Here is an 18254-nt window from a genome sequence, read left to right as displayed (position 1 = left end):
CAGGCCCCTACTTCGCCGCGGCCAGCTTGATGTGCTTGCCGTCGCGCAGGCCACGGCCCGGCTTCAGCACCAGCATGTCCCCGGCCTTCAGCTCGCCCTGGATTTCGCGCACGCCGCCCAGCAGCACGCCAACCTTCACCGGCACCTCGCGCACCCTGCCCTCGCCATCGACCGCATAGACCCTGCGGTCGTCGCCTTCGCCGGCAATGGCGTCGGGGTTGGCCGCCGTCACCGGCTTCTGGCCGGCGACATCGACCGCCTGCGACAGGAAGCCGACGCGCGCGCTCATGTCCGGCAGGATGCTGGGATCGGTGTCGAGGATGCGCACCTTGGTGGTGACCGTGGCACTGGAGCGGTTCACCGTCGGCACCACCACGCTGACCTGGCCGCGGTAGCGGCGGTCGGGGAAGGCATCGAGCACGATCTCGCAGGGCTGGCCTACCTTGATCGACGCCAGCGAGGACTCGGAAACCTCTGCGTCCACCTCCAGCGTGCTCATGTCCGCCATCACCACCACCGCACCCTTGGCGTCGGCTGCCGAGGACAGCGGCGTGACGATGTCGCCGACGTTGGCCGAACGCGAGATCACCACGCCGTCGAAGGGCGCGCGGATCTGCGTGTACTCCACGCCGCTGCGGGCATACTCCTCGTTGGCCTTGGCCGCATCCACTGCAGCCTTGGCGCTGGCCTGGCTGGCCACGGCACGGGCGTAGCGCGACTTGGCGTCCTGCATGTTGAGCAGGGAGACCAGCTTCTTCCTGAACAGCACGTTGAAGCGGTCGAGATTGCGCTGGGCATCCTCCCGCTCGTTCTGCGCCGTGGTCAGGGCCGCCGCGGCGACCGCGGTGTTGGCCGCCGCGGCGCGGTAGGTCGCCTCCACGTCACGGCTCTCCAGGCGCGCCACCACGGTGCCCTGCTTGACCGTGTCGCCCTCGCTGACGCCCAGCCACTCGACGCGGCCGGTGCCCTTGGAGGCCACCGCCGCCTTGCGGCGCGCCACGACGTAGCCGGTGGAGTTCAGCAGCAGGTACTGCTGCGAGGGCCAGGCGGTGACCACCTGGGTGGTCTGCACCGGTGCCGCGGAGGGCACGAGCATGTAGAGCAGCAGCAGGACGCCGGCACCGATCAGCAGGTGGTGACGCTGCAGGCCGCGCTTGCCCGAGGCCTTGGGCGTGGCCTTGCCTTCGCGGTTGACCCGCAGTTTGCCCAGGTCGATGTCGTTCAAGTCGTCAGTCCTGCCTTGGTGAAATGCTGCTGGTATGCGGCCACCAGTTCGTCGAGCTGGCCGCGATGGTTGTAGGCCGCGGGCGCGGAGAAGCTGATGACGGTGAAGTCCGGATAGTTCAGGAACACGGTATTGAGCTTGCCCACCGCACCCGGGATGCCGTAGATCATCGCGGCCTCGAACCCCGGAAAGGAAAAGGCCTCGGCCTTCATGTTGCCCATCGAGACGACGCCGCCGGTCGGCAAGCCGGGATTCACCGTGTAGAGAAACGTGTCGACCTTGGGCCGCAGCTGGCGAACCATGAACCAGATCGGCAGCCACAGCAGGAGGCGCACCCCGGGGAACTGGCGACAGTCGGCGAAGGCACGCAGGCGCTGGTTGAGCTGCTGCACCAGCGTGCGCGGGGTCGAGTCGTCCGGCACGTTCAGGCGCAGGTAGCCGGTCAGGTTGCCGATGCCCATCTCGTCGGTGCGCAGCCCGCGGTAATCCACCGGGATCGTGAAACCGACTTCGCCGGGCTCGCGGCGACGCGCCCAGTCGGCCAGGAACAGGGCCGTCTTGGGCAACAGCTGCGAGACGTTGTTGCCGATGACGGCGCGGCGCCAGACGTAGCTCAGGGTCTCGCGGGCGCTCTCGGCCGGAGCCAGTACCGGGATGCAGGACACCGGCGCGGTCTTGGGCTCCTCGGGCAGCTTGTCCTTGTGCTGTGCCTGCACGTCGAGATCGGTGATGTTCGACGTGGAGCCCTGCAGCGGCTCGCCACGCATCGCCCGGCAGATCTCGTTGACCCAGTGCACGAAACCGCGGCCGTCGATGGCGGCATGCAGGGTGCGGAACACCAGGCGCGTGCGGCCGTCGCTGCAGGGCACGACCAGCACGTCGGCCACCGGGCCGCCGCGCAGGGCGTCGAGGCGCTGCTGCAGGAAGGGCGCGCCCTGCTCGCTGTTGCCGTCCCAGTCCGTCGGCGGGATAGCCCGCACCTGCGGCGCGATGCCGCTGTCCACCCACTTCGAGAATCCGAGGATGCCGCGCAGGCGCACGCGGATCGCCGGGTTGGCCTCTGCGGCCAGGTCCACGGCGCGCTGCAAGACCTGCGGATCCACCTCGCCCAGGCCTTCGAGGATGCCGTCGACGTGGTAGCGATAGACCTCGTTGAGCACCAGCGAGTAGCGCTCCAGTGCCGACACGCGGCGGACATAACGGGGGGACTTCAATGTCTTCTCCAGGGAAATCTCTCGTCGTTCTCAGGCGGCGATGTCGAGTGCCGCCGCTTCCGGCGACAGGAAGCGGTCCACCAGTGCGCGCAAGGCGGCGGGCGACTCCTCGATGATGTAGTGGCCACAGTCCAGCAGCTCCAGCTGCGCCTGCGGCAGGACGCTCTGCAGGTGCTGCCCGGCCGCCAGGCAGGGCGAACGGCGACCGTAGACCAGCAGCACCGGACGGTGCAGCGCCGCCAGCTCCGTGTCGGACTCGGAGGCCATCTCCAGTACGTCGCTCATCAGCGTGGAGTCGAAGAACAGGGCCGACAGCCGCTGGTGCAGGCGCTCGCGACGGCGACCGCCGAGGCCGCCGAGCTGGACTTCGACGTATTCGGCCAGCGCCGCCGGCGAGGTCACGCCCAGCAGGCTGGGGGCGACGTAGTCGCGTGCCGGCATCGGCGCATCCACCAGCACCAGGCGCCGCAATTGCTGCGGGTGCCGCAGTGCGAAGCGCAGCGCCACCAGTGCACCCATGCTGTGGCCCACCAGGTCCACCGGCTGGCCGGACAGGCCGTGATGCGAGATCACGGCCTGAAGATCCGCCACCTGGCTATCCAGGTCGAAGCCGGAACCGGGAATGCTGCTGCCGCCGTGGCCGCGCTGGTCATAGAGGACGACGCGGCGCGCGCCGGACAGGGGCGTCGCCACCGCGGAGTACCAGCTGGCCATGTTGCCGGACACCAGGCCGTGCAACATCACCACGGCCGAGCCCTTGTCGCGTCCGAGCTCCATCGACGAAAGCTCGGCACCGTTCACGGAGATCATTTGCATGGCTAGGCCACCTTCAGGGACAGCGGCGCCGCGGAGGCAAGCGCCAGGATGATTTCGGCGGCCCCGGGTGCACCCGGGGCATCCAGCAGTTCGCGTGACAGCCGCTGGGCATTCGCAGCCAGCGACGGCGTGTTCAGCAGGTTTCCGATGGCGCTGCGCATCGCCGCGGGAGTGACCTTGCCGTGGCGTACGAACAGCGCGGCGCCGGCGTCGATCACCTGGCGCGCGATCACGGGCTGGTCGTCGCGGATCGGGGCGACGATCAGCGGCAGGCCGCAGGACAAGGCCTCGCAGACCGTGTTGTGCCCGGCATGGCAGATGACCCCGTCGACATGCCGCAACAGTTCGGTCTGCGGCACGTAGCCGCGCACCAGCACGTTCTCCGGCGCGGCCGCCGCCAGGTGTTCCGGCGCCACCAGCACCGCCTGCAGCTCCGGCATGCCGGCTACCGCTTCCATCACCACCTCGAAGAAGCGGGTGTCGCGGTCGCGGCTGACGGTACCGAGCGAGACCAGCAGCTTGCGCCGGTCCTGGCGCAGCCAGTCCCAGGGAAAGTCGACCTGCCGCCGTCCCTCGCCGCGCACCGGGCCGACGAAGGCATAGGGCGCCTCGACCCGCGCATGGCGGTCCCCGGGCAGCGCCTCGATCGAGAACACGATCACCCGGTGCGGCGAGAAATCCGGGCGCTCGACGATCAGGTCCGCCGGCAGGTAGCGCCGCTGCAGGCCCAGGTACTGTTCGGCGACCCAGGCGTCCAGCACCGGAGACATCTTCAGGATCGAGGCCGAGGTGGTGACCTGGCTGACCCAGGGGATGCCGAGCTTGCGCGCCACCAGCGCGCCGCCGGGCATCTGGTGATCCACCACCATCGCCTGCGGCCGGAAATCGCGCACCGCAGCCTCCATCGGCGCCAGCACGCGCTCGGCCAGCGGCAGCGCATAGTCCTCGAAGAACAGGCGCACGCTTTCCAGCCCACGCACCTGCGGCGCGGCGATGCCCGGATCGGCACCGTCGCCGTGGTCCAGCGGGTACACGCGCGAGCCTTCGGGCAACTTGTCGCCGATCTGCGCCGCATGCACCGCCCAGGCGACCTCGTGTCCCTGGCGGGACAGCGCGTCGGCCACGGCCAGCGCCGGGTTCAGGTGCCCGGTCAGCGGCGGAACGGTGAAGAGGATGCGCGCCATGGCTGGACTCAGTTCTCCGGCACTGCGCCGGCGATGAACGCCGTCAGTTCGCCCACGGACAGGCCGATCAGTTCGTGGATGCTCTTGCCCGACAGCCAGCCGACGATGTCCAGCCGGGTGCCGTAGTGCGCCTGGATCGCATCGGCGATCTTGATGAACTCGATGCTCTCGATCTCCAGGTCGGTGTTGAAGCGCGTCTCCGTCTCGATGTCGAAGTCCTGGATCCAGTCCTCGCCGATGGTGCTGCGGATCTTGCCGATCACCAGCGCGAGAATGTCGTCGTAGTGCTTGCTCATTCTTCTTGTTCCTGATTCATCCCGGTTTTCATGCCTGCGCCGCGCGGACTGCGACCGTGGCGCCGTCCTGCCGGCTGGCCTGCAGGCTCCAGCCGACGATGCAGTCGCGCAGCGGATGGGTCACCACCCAATGGCCGTTGACGCGCAGGCAGTCGCCGTCGCGCGCTTCGATCACGTAGTCCCGCGGCCGTCCCTGCAGGCCCTTGCCGCCGGCCTTGGCCACCACTTCCTTGGCGACCCAGCCGCGGGTGTACTCGGCGTCGGCATCCGTGCCGGCGAGCAAGGCCAGCTCCGCGGGGGCGAATGCCATCTGCAGGAAGCCCGGCTCCCGCGGCTCCACGCGTTCCAGGTCGATGCCGACCGGCCCTTCGCCGACGATGGCCACGGCAAGGTTGCCCTTGTGCGCCAGCGACAGCTGCAGTCCCTGCGGCAGCGTCGAGGTGACGTTGGGCCGCAGGCGCGGCGCCCCGGCCTCGTCGTTGACCACCGTGAACTCCTGCGGCCAGACCGCCTCGATGCCGCGCTCGCGGTGCAGCCAGGCACGCACCGCATCCTTGGCCGCGACCCGTCCGGCCAGCCACTGGCGGCGGCGGCGCGGCGACAGCGTGTCGTAGGCGGCACGCTCGCTGGCGCTGAGATAGCGGCGGCTGATGTAGTCGCGCAGGATCGCGGTGTCGTAGCGGTCTTCGAACAACGCGACGTTGGGCGGCACCAACTGCGAGGCCTGCAGCTGCGACAGCTTGCGGCTGGCCACCCAGAAGGCCTTGTCCATCTGGTAGCGGCGCGTGCGCCAGCCCTGGATGGAGATCCGCAGGCGGCCCTGGCGGTCGCGCAGCTGGTGATCGCTGACGCAGTTCAGCGCATCCAGTTCCGCGATGCGCACCTGTGCCTCCAGCTCCTCGCCGGGCTGCGGATCCGGGGCATGGAAGCGGATGCTGTCCACGCCGATGGGCATGGCCAGGCAGTCCTGCGGCTGCTCCATCACCCAGTAGCCGGCGAGCTGGCCCATGTTGTCGAGCAGTGCGCCCTTGCCTTCCGGCACCCTCAGACAGCCGTCGATGCCGTTGTCGCCAATGCCGCGGAAGTCCGCCACGCCCTGGTAGGCCGGGCCGTGGAACATCCAGCCCTCGCGGTACAGCTCCGCGGCGCTCACCGCGGTGCTGCGCGGCGCCTGCAGCGGCGCGGCTGCGGATAGTTCCGGCTGCGGGTAGTCGGCTGCGACGCGAACCTCGGCCTTGAAGTAGCCGACGATCTCCGCCTCGATGCGGTCCTCGGCGATCCACTTCAGCGTGATGTCGACGGTCAGCTGCCGCGACACCGCCAGCCAGTTGTAGGCCTGGATGCGCGCCACCTCGACCACCCGGAGTGCGGGCAGCGCCTCCTCCACCGCCTCGCGCACCAGCATGACCTCCATGGTCATCGGCACTACCGGGTGACGGTCGGCGGCGATCGGCCAGCCCGGGCGCTGCGGATAGAGTTCGTGGTCCCGGACGTAAGGAATGCTGCGCTGGATGTCGAGCAGGCGCTGCACGCGCCCCGGCAGCACCGGCCGGCCAGCCGGCGACGGCGCGACGGCAGTGCCCTGCCCGCGATGCTGCTGCCAGGCCGCCAGCACTTCGCGGCCGGCGCGCTCGATGTCCGCCAGCGTGTCGCGCACCAGGCGGCCCACGACGTCGTTGGCCGCCAACGCCGGCAGGCTGGCTTCGGTGAGCGGTGACAGGCGCGCCGGCAGCATCTGCGGTTCCAGCGGCTGTGGCAGGCGCACCAGCGGCACGCCCAGCGCCAGGCGACGGCTGCTCGCTGTGGGCACGGCTTCCGGCGATGCGGCGGGCAGCGGCGGCGCCGTCACCAGCAGCCGGGTATCGAAGCTGGCACCTTCCACCCACAGGGCGGCGCAGAGCTGCTGCAGCTGCGCCATGCCGCCGCGGGCCTCGTGATTGGCACGCAGCGCCAGGTGCGGACGGCCGCTCAGGCTGTCGTCGATGAAACCGGTCAGCGAACCGGTCCCCACTTCGACGAAAACGCGGAAGCCCTCGTCGTGCAGCCGCTCGCTCAGCTCGCGGAAACGCACCGGCTGCAGCAGGTGCTCCAGCGCCAGGCGGCGCTTGCCGTCCATGTCCGGCGGGAACGGCGCGGCGCTGGTCGCCGACCAGACCGGCACCGCGGGTTCCACCAGTTCGGCGGCACCGAAGAACTCGCGGTACCAATCCATGTGTTCGGCGAACAGCGGCGAGTGGAAGCCGGAGACGAAGGGCAGCACGTTGGCGAACACCGCCGACTCGCGCAGCCGCGCGGCGACCACCGCGATGGACTCGCGCGAACCGCAGGCGATCACCTGGTGCGGGCAGTTGTCGTGCGAGATCGCGATGCGCTCCAGCCCCTGCATCGCCGCGCGCAGCCGCGATTCGTCGCAGGAAGCGGCGAGGAACTGCAGGTCCGGGAACTTCACGGCGTCGAAGTCCAGGCCGGCGTTGGTGCGATCCGACAGGGCCTGGTCCATCATCCCGGCGCAGAGCATGGCGCTCCATTCGCCGACGCTGTGCCCGGCATAGGCGTCGGCGCCGATGCCCAGCTCGCCCAGCCGGTCGAACAGGTAGCGGTTGAAACCGAGCAGGCCCACGACCATGCGGCTCAGCGAGATGCTCGGATCCTGCGGTTCGCAATGCGGCGGCAGCGGCTGGCCGAAGTACTCCGCCAGGTCGGCCGCCTGCGGCTGGAAAGTGCTGTCCACGCCCGGGAACACGAAGGCCAGCTTGCCGCCGCCCTCGCCGAGCATGCCGGCCGGCGAGAACCAGATCTGCTGGCGGCCCGCCCAGGGTTTGCCGGCGGCCACGGCCTTGCGCGCGGCGGCCAGCTTCTTCCTGTCCGGTGACAGCACCAGCAGGCGGCAGCGGCCGGGCTGCGGCGTGGCATCGCGCTCGCCGGCGTCCAGCCGCAGCAGCAACTGCTCCGGCGTGTCGGCGGACAGCATCAATACCGGCGCCAGGCCCGCGGCCGGCTGCGCCGGCAGCTGCGGCAGCCCGCGCAGCACCACGTGGGCATTGATGCCGCCGAAGCCGAAGGCATTCAGCGCGGCCACGCGCTGCTCGCGCGGCGCGCTCCAGGGCTCGCCGGCGGAAATCGTGCGGAAGCGCGTCTGCGCCAGGCGCGGATGCGGCTTCTCGCAGTGCAGGGTCGGCGGCAGCACGCCGTGGTAGACCGATAGCGCGGTCTTGATCAGGCTGGCCATGCCGGAGGCCGGCATGGCATGGCCGATCATCGACTTCACCGAGCCGATCACCGCCCGGGCGCCCTCGCCCTCGTGCGGACCGAAGAACTCGCCCAGCGTTTCCAGTTCGACGGCATCGCCGGTGGGCGTGCCGGTGCCATGCGCCTCCACCAGCCCGATGGCATCGCGCCCGAAGGACAAGCCGGACCAGGCCTTGTCCAGCGCAATGCGCTGGCCGGTTGCGGAGGGCGCCACCAGGCTGGCGGCGCGGCCGTCGCTGGAGGAGCCGACGCCCTCGATCACGGCGTAGACCCGGTCGCCATCGGCCAGCGCGTCGTCGAGGCGCTTGAGCACGGCCATGCCGATGCCCTCACCTGCCAGGATGCCGTCCGCATCCGCCGACAGCGGCTTCACCACGCCGCTGCGCGACAGTGCCCCGAGCTGGCAGAACGTGGCCCAGAAGGTCAGGTCGTGGCTCAGGTGCGCGCCGCCCACCAGCATCAGGTCGGTCTCGCCGCGGCGCAGCGCGGCGCAGCCCTGTTCCACCGCGATCAGCGAGCTGGCGCAGGCGGCATCCACCGTGTAGGCCGGGCCGTGCAGGTCCAGGCGGTTGGCCAGGCGCGAGGCCAGGAGATTGGGGATCATGCCCACGGCCACGTCCGGGCCGTAGTAGGCGAACTGCTGCTGCAGGCGGGCGCGTACCGCCGCCAGGGCCTCCGGCCCCAGGTCGGGAAACAGGTCGCCCAGGGTTTGCAGGATCTGCGGCAGCAGGCGCACATGCTGCTCCAGGCGCAGCACGCCGGCGCCGACGTAGTTGCCGCGGCCGACGATGACGCCGGTGCGCGCCTTCGCGAACGGCTTGTGCTCGTAGCCGGCGTCGCGCAGCGCCTCGTAGCCCACCTTCAGCGTCAGCAGCTGGTCGGGTTCCACCGAGTCGATGGCGCGGGGCATGACGCCGAAGGGCAGCGGGTCGAAGTCGGCGTAGTCGTCGACGAAGCCGCCGCGATTGCAGTAGAAGCGGTCGATGGCCTTGGAATCGGGATCGTAGAAGGCGGGGTCCCAGCGTCCGGCCGGTACCTCGCCGATGGCGTCCACGCCATCGACGATGTTGCGCCAGTAGCGCGCAAGATCGGGCGCGCCCGGGAACAGGCAGGCGAGTCCGATGATGGCGACGCGCTGGTTCAAGCGCCCACCTCCCGCGGATTCGGCGCGGCGCGGCCGTCGAAGCTTTCCGGCTTGCCGCACATCAGCACCACCTGCGGATCGCCCTGCCGCTGCGACAGCTCGCGCAGCAGTGCGTCGACGCCCTCCTGCTGCGGAATCAGGCCGATGCCCTTGCGCTGGTACTCGTTCTTCAGCGACTCCGAAACCATGCCGGTGTCCGCCCAGGGGCCCCAGTTCACCGACAGCACGCGGCCGGCGATGCGCTGCTGCCAGCTGTAGGCCAGCTTGTCGAGCACGTCGTTGGCGGAGGCGTAGTCCACCTGGCCGCGGTTGCCGAAGGCGCTGGCGACGCTGGAGAAGAACACCACGAACTTGACGTCGTCGCGGATGCGCTTGCGCAGGGCCAGTGCACCGCCGACCTTGGTATCGAACACCCGGCCGAAGCTCTCGTCGGTCTTGTCGCGCACCAGCTTGTCCTCGACCACGCCGGCGCCGTGGATCACGCCGTCAATGTGGCCGCGGCGTGCGTAGACGCCGTCGATGAAGCCGAGGAAGGCCTTGCCCTCGCGCACGTCCAGGCGGGTGTAGTTGAGGCTGCCGCCGGCGGCGATCACCTGCGCATAGGTTTCACGCGCAGCGCGGTCGGCCAGGATGAGCCGCGCCTGCTGTTCGATCTGACCCGGCTTCTGCCCCGGATCGGCGCCCAGCAGGGCCTGGCGCAGCTTGCGCGGATCGTCGATGCCGCGGGTCAGCGCGCTCTCCTCGCCGATCGGCATGGGCGAACGCCCCACCACCTCGAGATGGCAGCGGTAACGGCGCGCCAGTTCGATCGCGATCAGCGCGGTGATGCCGCGTGCACCGCCGGTGATCAGCACGGTGCTTTCCGGCGTCAGCGGCAGGCCGTCGAGCGAGCCGCGGGTCAGTTCGGTGGGCACGATCTCGCGCACGTGGCGACGGCCACCCTGGTAGGCCACCTCCGGCAGCGGGTTGGCCGCCAGCAGTTCGGCCTTGATGTGGCGCGCGATGGCATCCAGCGACTCCGACAGGTCGAAGTCCACCCAGTGCGCGCGCAGCTCGGGGAATTCCTTGACGACCGATTTCACCAGTCCGGCGAAGCCGCCGCCACGGCGGAAATTGGCCAGGGCACCGGAGGCGCCGAAGTCACCGCCCAGGGCGCTGGCCACCAGCAGGTGCCGCCCCTGCTGCTGCAGCGACTCGCGCGCCACCGCGAAGAAGCGCTTGACGTCGCGCAGGCGGCTGGCGGGATTGAGGCTCCACAGGTGGATCAGACCGTCGATCCGGTCGAGTTCCGCCGGCAGCGTGGTGGCGCTGGGGAAATCGACGATCTCCACGCGGGCTCCCAGCTCCTGCAGCAGCGCGGCGACGCGCTCGGCCAATCCGAGGCGGTCGTCGCTGACCAGGAAGCGCTTGCCGGTCAGGTTGATCTGCGCCGGCACTACCGGCGGCGCATCCTGGCGGCGCAGCACATAACGCTCCAGCGGGATGCCGACCTCCGTGGCGGTGCTCGCCGCGACGGCGGGAGTTGCCGTGGCGGCGGGATAGCGCTGCTCCAGCCAGACGATCATCGCCCTCAGGGTCTTGAGCCGCGACAGCTGCTCCTGCATGGCGTCGCGGTCGCTGCCGTTCTCGATACCGAGGCGGCCGCCCAGCTGGCCCACCACTTCCAGGCGCTTGATCGAGTCGATCGACAGGTCGGCTTCCAGGTCCAGATCCAGGTCCAGCGCGTCCGGCGGATAGCCCGTGCTCTGGCTGACGATTTCGAGCAGCAGCTGCGACAGCTGCGGCACCGCGGCGGCGGCCACCGCGACTTCGACCCGGGGGGTGCCGGATCCGATCGCCACCGTGGTCGTCCGCGCCGGCGCCGGCAGCTTGTCGCCCAGCCATGCCAGCACCGCACGCAGGGTCTTCTGCGCGGCAAGCTGCTCCAGCAGCGCATCGGCGTCGGCACCCAGCGCGCTGCGCAGCGCCAGCCGCTGGGACAGCTCGCCGATGATCTCCAGGCGCTTGATCGAGTCGATGGAGAGATCGGCTTCCAGGTCCAGGTCCAAGTCGAGCATGTCGGCCGGATAGCCGGTGCGCTCGCTGACGATGGCCAGCAGCGCCGGCTGGCTCTCCGGCATCGCGGGAGCATCGCTGACGGTGACGGTGACCGCCGGCGCGACCGGCGCGGCCACGGCCGGCAACGCGGCCGGCGGATTCGGCAGTCGTCCGACACCGCGCGCCGGCATGGCTGCTGGCGCACCGAAGTAGCCAAGCAATACGTCGCGCTGGGCGTTGACCAGTTCGCGCATGTTGCCGAGATAGCCGATCAGGGCCTGCTCGCCGGCCTGGGCCGGCGCGGCAACGGCGGACACCGGCGACGGCGCGGCAACTGCGGCGAGATTCACCACCGGCTCGCTGATCAGCGCCGCGGCATGCGCAGGCGCCTTGCCCCGAAGCGGCCTGGCATGGCCGCCATTGACCAGCCAGGTGGTGGCGGCCAGCTTGCGCGGCTGTGCCAGGTCGAGCGTCCGCGCGCGGCCGGCGTAGAGAGCGCCGGCGTCGAATCCCGGCAGGCGCAGCGCCAGCTGCGCCAGGGTTTCCAGCAGGCCGGCGAAGCCGCGCTCTTCCGGATCGAGCGCAATGGCCGCATGCGGCCGGTCCTTGAGGATGCGGCCGACCAGGCCGGTAAGCACCTTGCGCGGGCCGATCTCGAGGAAGACGCGCGCTCCGTCGTCGTGCATGCGCTCGATCTCGGCGACGAAGCGCACCGGGCTGGTGATGTGGCTGGCCAGGCTGTCGCGGATCGCTTGTGCATCGTCGCGATGCGGCGCGGCATCGCGATTGGAGTACACCGGCCACTGCAGCGTACCCACCGGCTGCTCGCTCAGCGCCTCGGCATAGCGCGCCTCGGCCCCCGCCATCAGCGGCGAGTGGAAGGCGCAGTCGGTATCGATACGCTTGCAGCCGATGCCGCGCTGGCCGAGGGACACGCAGGCGGCCTCGACGGCTGCCGTCGGGCCGGAGATCACGGTCTGGATCGGAGAGTTCTGGTTGGCCATCACCACGCCGGGGAAGCCTTCCAGCAGCGGCGCCAGCGCCGGCGCGTCGAGACGCACCGCCGCCATCGCGCCGTTGTCTCCCCCCTGGATGGACGAAACGATGGCCTGCGCGCGTGCACGCGACAGCGACAGCAGCGTCGCGGCATCGAAGGCGCCGGCCGTGGCCAGCGCCGCCAGTTCGCCGTAGCTGTGGCCAGCGGCCATGTCCGGCTGCAGGCCCAGGCCGCGCAGCCATTCGAAGGCGGCGAGTTCCACCAGGCCCAGCGCCGGCTGAGCGCGGCGGGTGTCGGTGAGCGCCTGCTGCTGGCGGCTGCGCGCAGCCTCGTCGTAGGCGGTCGCCGGGTAGATGAACGGCAGCTCTTCACGCCCGGCCGCGAGCAGTTCGGGGCGCGGCGGGAAGTACACGAGCAGCTCGCGCAGCATGCCCGGGTACTGGCTGCCCTGGCCGGAGAACAGGAAGGCCAGCTTGCCCGGCGCCGCGTCGTTCTGGCGAACGCCGGAGCCACCGGACTGGCCGGACAGCAGCGCGGCGACGCGCTGGCCGAGATCGGCGGCGTCCGCCGCGACGAAGGCGAACTGCACCGGCCCCTGCCCTGCCTCCCAGGCGCTGCGAGCAAGGTCGCGCAACGCCGCTGGCGAATCGGAGCCGGCGAGAAACCCAGCCACCCGGCGCAGCGTCAGCTCGGCCTCGGCGCGGCTGGCACCGCGAACCGCGAACAGCTCCGCCGGCCATGCCGTCGCGCCGACCGTGCTCTGGTGCGCCGGATAGGCCGACAGCACCGCGTGGAAGTTGGTGCCGCCGAAGCCGAAGGCACTGACCGCTCCGCGCGCCGCCGATGCCTGCGGCAGCCAGGGTGCCGGCTTGCGGTTGAGCTGGAAGGGACTGCTGTCGCCACGCCAGGCGGCGTTCGGCATCGTCACCTGGCCGGTCGGCGGCAGCACGCGATGGTGCAGTGCCTTGGCGACCTTGATCAGCCCGGCGATACCGGCGGCGCACTTGGTATGGCCGATCTGGCTCTTCACCGAACCCAGCACCGCCTGGCCGCGTACCGCGCCGCCGGCCAGATAGACCTCGGTCAGCGTCTTGAGCTCCGTACGGTCGCCGACCACGGTGCCGGTACCGTGGGCCTCGACCAGGCCGACCTCGGCCGGCAACACGCCGGCCTGCCAATAGCTGCGCTCCAGCGCACGTTTCTGGCCTTCCTTGCGCGGCGCCGTGAGACCCAGCCCCTTGCCGTCGCTGGAGCCGGCGATGCCGTCGATCACCGCGTAGATGCGATCGCCGTCGCGCTGCGCATCGTCCAGACGCTTGAGCACGACCACGCCGACGCCCTCGCCGAGCGCGATGCCGTCGGCCTCGCTGTCGAACGAGCGGCAGCGTCCCTTGGCGGACAGCGCGCCGACCGAGGAAAACATCAGGAAGTCGGCAATGCCGTTGTGGAAGTCGGCACCGCCGGCGAGCACGACCTCGCTGCTGCCACAGCGCAGTTCCTTCACGCCCAGTTCGATCGCGGTCAGCGAGCTGGCGCAGGCGGAGGTCACCGCGTAGTTGACGCCTCCGAGGCCCAGCCGGTTGGCGATACGCCCCGAGATCACGTTGACCAGCATGCCGGGAAAGGAATCCTCGGTCAGGCTGGGCAGCGCTTCGGCCAGCGCCGGCGGCAGCTCGCCGCAGTACTGCGGGAACAGGTTGCGGAAGGTGTACTGGTTGCCCAGATCCATGCCGGCCTCGGCACCGAAGATCACCGAGGTCTTTTCGCGGTCGAACCAGCGGCTGTCGTAGCCGGCATCCTTCAGCGCCTGCCGCGCGACTTCCAGCGACAGCAGCTGCACCGGCTCGATCGCCGCCAGCGAAGCCGGCGGGATGCCGTACTGCAGCGGGTCGAAGGGCGTATCGGCAATGAAGCCGCCCCACTTGCTGACGCTCTTGTCGGCCGGCGCGTCGGCGCCGCGGTAGTACTGCGCCACGCTCCAGCGGTCCGCCGGCACCTCGCCGATCAGGTCGCGGCCTTCCAGGATGTTGGTCCAGTAGGTTTCCAGATCCGGCGAGCCGGGATAGATGCAGGCCATGCCGACCACCGCGACCGGCTCGGCGGCGGCGGCGCGATGCAGCGGCGGCAGCTGCACGGTGTCCAGATAGCGCGTAGCGCCACGCGTGACCTGCGCATGCAGCGCGGCGATCGTGGTCACCGCGTGCTTCATCGCGATCACCTGGCCGATCATGTACATGCCCTCGGCTTCCTGCACCGCGGCATCCACCGTCGCCAGCCGCCCCTCGACGTAGTCCACGCCCTTGGTGGCGATGCGCAGGCGACCGACGGTCAGCGCTTCCAGCGCCTTCCAGGCCTCCTTGGTATCGACGCCCTCGCCCTGCAGGCGCGCTTTCTCGCGCGCGAACAGGTCCATGAACCCGGACGGCAGGCAGCGGATCGCATGCCCCGGCGCGGTTTCCACCAGCGCGGTTTCGCCTCCCGCCAGCGCCTTGCGCTGGAAGCCTTCCAGCACCGCACCATGGCTGACCGCCTCGGCGGTGGCGATGTAGGCGGTGCCCATCAGGACGCCGATCTTCGCTCCGCGCGCGGCCAACGGCGCGGCGATGGCCGCGACCATCGCGCTGGAACGTTCGTCGTGGATGCCGCCGGCGAACAGCAGGTGCAGCGTTTCCGGATGCTCGTGCTGCGCCAGCAGCGCCAGCGCCTGCTCCCAGAGCACGAAGCTGTAGCGCGGCCCGACATGCCCGCCGCACTCCCGGCCTTCGAACACGAAATGGGTGGCGCCGTCCTTCAGGAAGATGTCGAGAAGGCCCGGCGACGGCACGTGCAGGTAGGTCGCGATGCCCATGTCGATGAACGGCCGCGCCTGCGCCGGACGACCGCCGGCCAGCAGCAGCACCGGCGGCTTGAATTCCTTCACCAGCGCCAGCTGTGGATCGAGGATGTCGGGCGGTGCGAAGCCCAGCAGACCCACGCCCCAGGGCCGATCGCCGACCTGCGCGCGCGTCGCCTCCAGCAGTTCCCGCGAGGCCTGTTCCTTCATCAGCGACAGCGCCAGGAACGGCAGGCCGCCGTCCGCGGCCACCGCGGCCGAAAACGCGGCCGTATCGCTGACCCGCGTCATCGGCCCCTGCGCGACCGGGTAGCGCGTGCCATGCGCCTGCGCCCAGGCATTGCCTTCGTCCAGCACCCGCAGCGTCTGTGCCTGGTGCAACTGCCCGGTCACGCGCAGGCGCAGGGTCTGGGTCAGCGCCTCCAGGTTCGAGCATTCGTTCAAGACCAGGCGCGACAAGGCCGCGTCCTGGCCGACGGCCACCAGCTCACCGCCGGCAAGCGCGGCCCGCACCGCGGCCGCATCGAGAAGCTCCAGCGCCGCGATCTCCCGCGGACCGCGTGCGTAGACCTGGTAGCCCGCGGCGACGCGAACCTCGCTGCCGTCCATCGCCAGCACCTGGGATTTCAGTTCGGCGGGCAGCGAGCTTTCCGGGAAGCCGGCAAGAATGGAATCGATGACCACACCGAAGGCGCCACCGGCAAAGGCGCCCGCGGCGGTGTGGAGCGCAACGCCGCCCTGGCACCACACCGGCACCGTGCGGCCTCCGGCTGCGACGGCCTGCGTCAATGCGACCAGCCGCTGCAGCAGCACGAAGCTGCTTTCCTCGCCGATCCGTCCGCCGCTCTCCTGGCCCTTGGCGATCAGGCCTGCCGCGCCGGAAGCCAGCGCGCGCTCGGCCTCCGCCAGGGAATGCACCTGCGCGATCACCGGCACGCCGCGCCAGCCCTGCGGCAGCGCCTCGATCCCGCCGTCGACGATCAGGAAGCCCACCGAGGCGGGCAGTTCCAATCCCTGCAGCGCGATGCCGTCCGGGATGCGCAGGCCCAGGCCGGCGGAGCGCTCCCTGGCCAGCGCAGCCAGCAGCCCTGGCCACTGCTGCGGATCGCGGCCGAGGTCGATCGCGGCCGCGGCCTTCTGGCGCCATAGCGCGCGTGCCAGCGCCAGGTCGGCACGCTCGAATGGCGTGATCGCCAGGATGCGAAACCACTGCGCGTCGAAAACCTGCGCCGGGGCGGCGGTCGATGAAGCTTCGGGCTTACTCATGGTCATGGCGTTCGATCATTGAATCCGTTACTGCACCCGCGCCCGTCGGTACCGGCGCTGCATCCGCTTGCCGCGACATGGTCTGGATGGCCATCGCTCAGTCCTGCGACCAGCGGAAGAAGCCGGCGCCGATGGCGAGGAACAGCGCCGTCATGGCGGCCAGCGCCAGCAGCGGCCGGGCGATATCGGCAAGGCCGGCGCCATCGATCATCACCGCGCGCGCCGCCTCGAGCATGTGCGTCAGCGGCAAGGCCTGGGCGGCGGCCTGCACCACAGCCGGGGCTCCGTCGAGCGAGAAGAACACGCCCGACAGCACCACCATCGGCCAGGACAGGAGGTTGAGCAGGCCGCCGGACAGTTCTTCGCTGGCAATGCGCGCGGAGATCAGCAGGCTCATCGCGATCATCGACATCGAGCCCAGCACCGCCACCAGCAGCAGGTTGAAATAGCTTCCCTCCATGCGCAGATGCAGGAACAGGTCGGTGGCCGCATACATTCCGGCAGCGATGCCGACGATCAGCAGCAGGCAGGCGATCAGCTGCGCGCTGATGAACTCCACCGCGCGCAGCGGCGTGCCGTTGAGCCGCTTGAGGTAGCCTGACTTGCGGTAGCGCACGATGACGTGGCCGATGGCGAACAGCGACGAGAACATGATGTTGAGGCCCAGCAGTCCGGGCACCAGCCAGTCGGAATAGCGGATGGAGGTGCCGGTCACCGGCTGCGCGCGCGCATCGGGGTCGCCGCCCTTGAGCATCGACTGCAGCAGCCGCCCCTTGGCGGACTCGGTGTTGACCCAGTAGCGCAGCGGCCGCGCAGACGGATCCAGCAGCAGGTCGATGCGGTGGCGCTGCAGCTTGACGACGGCCTTCTCCAGGTCCGGCTCGCGATAGAACTGCGTGGCCTCCGTGGCAAGGAAGGGGTGCGTCTGCGCCGTCAGCGGCGACTCGCCGAGCACGCCCACCTTGAACAGCGGCGGCGGCGAGCCCGAGAACACCACCGCCATGCCGACCACCAGCAGCGGCGCGAACAGCAGGTTCCAGGCCAGTGCGGAGCGGTCGCGTACGACCTCCAGCAGGCGCGCGCGGATCATTGCCAGTAGACGTTTCATGCGCGCAGCTCCGTACCGGTAAGCTGCAGGAACAGGTCTTCCAGCGTGCGCGGCCGGATCTTCAGCTGCGCCAGCGACAGGCCGGCGGCGAGCATCTTCTGCACCGCGCCGTTGACGTCCGCGCTCATGATCTCGACGCGGTCGGCCCTGCGCACCAGCGGCAGGTCGAGTTCGCGGCCCTCGACCTCGGTGGCGGGCAACTCCAGCACGCTGTCGTTGAAGTTGTCGGCCAGCAGCTGCTGGGGCGAGCCCCTGGCGATGACATGACCGTGATCCATGATCGCGATGTCGTCACAGAGGAGGTAGGCCTCCTCCATATAATGAGTGGTCAGCACGACGGTCTTGCCGCGCGCCTTGATCGCCAGCACCAGGTCCCAGAAGTTGCGCCGCGCCTGCGGGTCCAGGCCGGTGGTCGGCTCGTCGAGGAACACCACGTCCGGATCGTTGACCAGCGCGATCGCCAGCAGCATGCGCTGGCGCTGCCCACCGGACAGCTTGCGATGGTCGCGATCCAGATACTCCTCCAGCCGGCAGGCTTCGACGAGCTGCTGGATCGGCAGCGTCTTGCGGTACAGCGAGCGGAAGAACTGGAGGTTCTCGCGCACCGTGAGGAAATCCTGCAGCGCCGTATGCTGGAACTGGATGCCGATGCACTCGCGATAGTCGGCATCGATCGGCCGCCCGCGGAAGAGGATTTCGCCGGAAGTCGGTCGCACCAGGCCTTCCAGCATTTCCACCGTGGTGCTCTTGCCGGCGCCGTTGGGTCCGAGCAGGCCCAGGCATTGTCCTTCCTGCACGTCGAGGCTGATGCCGTCGACGGCCTTCACGCCGGGATAGTGCTTGCGAAGATCGCGCACGGAGAGAATCGCAGGCATCGGCTATCTC

General features: G+C 70.1%; 9 protein-coding genes. All 9 read right to left on the bottom strand.

Translation table 11 applies throughout. The annotated features are described in order from the left end of the window. Nucleotides 1-7: 7 nt before the first annotated feature. The 9 genes from D0B54_RS11375 to D0B54_RS11335 all read right to left on the bottom strand — a co-directional run bounded on the left by D0B54_RS11375 (nucleotide 8) and on the right by D0B54_RS11335 (nucleotide 18244). Nucleotides 8-1225, bottom strand: a complete 1218-nt coding sequence (locus D0B54_RS11375) for an efflux RND transporter periplasmic adaptor subunit (protein ID WP_117291444.1) — start codon at nucleotides 1223-1225, stop codon at nucleotides 8-10. Further along, a complete protein-coding gene (locus D0B54_RS11370) occupies nucleotides 1222-2439 on the bottom strand; it encodes a hypothetical protein (protein ID WP_162932352.1) in 1218 nt (405 codons plus the stop codon). The genes D0B54_RS11375 and D0B54_RS11370 overlap by 4 nt, the downstream gene beginning before the upstream one ends. 30 nt (nucleotides 2440-2469) lie before the next feature. Then, nucleotides 2470-3255 (bottom strand): alpha/beta fold hydrolase, encoded by a 786-nt coding sequence (locus D0B54_RS11365; protein ID WP_117291442.1) that lies wholly within the window; start codon nucleotides 3253-3255, stop codon nucleotides 2470-2472. Nucleotides 3256-3257: 2 nt separating this feature from the next. Beyond that, nucleotides 3258-4439, bottom strand: coding sequence for a glycosyltransferase (locus tag D0B54_RS11360; protein WP_117291441.1), 1182 nt, complete (start codon nucleotides 4437-4439; stop codon nucleotides 3258-3260). Between the two features lie 8 nt (nucleotides 4440-4447). Beyond that, nucleotides 4448-4735, bottom strand: coding sequence for an acyl carrier protein (locus D0B54_RS11355; protein ID WP_117291440.1), 288 nt, complete (start codon nucleotides 4733-4735; stop codon nucleotides 4448-4450). Nucleotides 4736-4763: 28 nt separating this feature from the next. Continuing rightward, nucleotides 4764-9128, bottom strand: a complete 4365-nt coding sequence (locus D0B54_RS11350; protein WP_162932351.1) for a beta-ketoacyl synthase N-terminal-like domain-containing protein — start codon at nucleotides 9126-9128, stop codon at nucleotides 4764-4766. Continuing rightward, entirely contained in the window at nucleotides 9125-16261 is a 7137-nt protein-coding gene (locus D0B54_RS11345; protein WP_162932350.1) for a type I polyketide synthase, read from the bottom strand. The genes D0B54_RS11350 and D0B54_RS11345 overlap by 4 nt, the downstream gene beginning before the upstream one ends. Nucleotides 16262-16358: 97 nt before the next feature. Next, on the bottom strand, nucleotides 16359-17369 hold the full coding sequence (locus D0B54_RS11340) for an ABC transporter permease (RefSeq protein WP_117291437.1): 1011 nt from the start codon (nucleotides 17367-17369) through the stop codon (nucleotides 16359-16361). Next, entirely contained in the window at nucleotides 17366-18244 is an 879-nt protein-coding gene (locus D0B54_RS11335; RefSeq protein WP_117291436.1) for an ABC transporter ATP-binding protein, read from the bottom strand. The genes D0B54_RS11340 and D0B54_RS11335 overlap by 4 nt, the downstream gene beginning before the upstream one ends. Nucleotides 18245-18254: the final 10 nt, after the last annotated feature.

Origin of the sequence: Solimonas sp. K1W22B-7 (genome assembly GCF_003428335.1) — a bacterium.
Classification (GTDB): Bacteria; Pseudomonadota; Gammaproteobacteria; order Nevskiales; family Nevskiaceae; genus Solimonas_A.
This window is presented reverse-complemented; position numbering and strand designations above follow the sequence as displayed.

Coding starts and splice junctions, on each gene's coding strand:
- D0B54_RS11365 (WP_117291442.1), bottom strand. CDS start 3,255: ATGCAAATGATCTCCGTGAACGGTGCCGAGCTTTCGTCGATGGAGCTC.
- D0B54_RS11360 (WP_117291441.1), bottom strand. CDS start 4,439: ATGGCGCGCATCCTCTTCACCGTTCCGCCGCTGACCGGGCACCTGAAC.
- D0B54_RS11355 (WP_117291440.1), bottom strand. CDS start 4,735: ATGAGCAAGCACTACGACGACATTCTCGCGCTGGTGATCGGCAAGATC.
- D0B54_RS11345 (WP_162932350.1), bottom strand. CDS start 16,261: ATGAGTAAGCCCGAAGCTTCATCGACCGCCGCCCCGGCGCAGGTTTTC.
- D0B54_RS11340 (WP_117291437.1), bottom strand. CDS start 17,369: ATGAAACGTCTACTGGCAATGATCCGCGCGCGCCTGCTGGAGGTCGTA.
- D0B54_RS11335 (WP_117291436.1), bottom strand. CDS start 18,244: ATGCCTGCGATTCTCTCCGTGCGCGATCTTCGCAAGCACTATCCCGGC.